We start from the raw sequence: 286 nt of genomic DNA on the forward strand, positions 1-286 counted from the left end.
TTCCATGACCGACGCAATCTCCTTCGAGGTGCCGTGGGCTCGGACCGACAAGTTCGACCCGCCCGCGATTTTCGACGCGCTGCGCGAAGTACGTCCGCTCGCGAAGATGGTCTACCCGGATGGGCACGTCGGCTGGATCGTCTCCAGCTACGAGCTGGTCCGCGAGGTCCTCAGTGACCTGCGGTTCAGCCACAGCTGCGAGGTCGTCCACTTCCCGGTCACCCACCAGGGCCAGGTCATCCCGACCCTCCCGCTGATCCCCGGCATGTTCATCCACATGGACCCG

Annotated in this window: 1 pseudogene; it reads left to right on the forward strand. The window is 65.0% G+C overall.

Annotated features, from left to right (window positions below):
* Window positions 1-286: pseudogene (locus tag H5965_RS46065) on the forward strand (cytochrome P450); the annotation flags it as partial.

Source organism: Amycolatopsis sp. 505, from assembly GCF_031625235.1.
Classification (GTDB): Bacteria; Actinomycetota; Actinomycetes; order Mycobacteriales; family Pseudonocardiaceae; genus Amycolatopsis.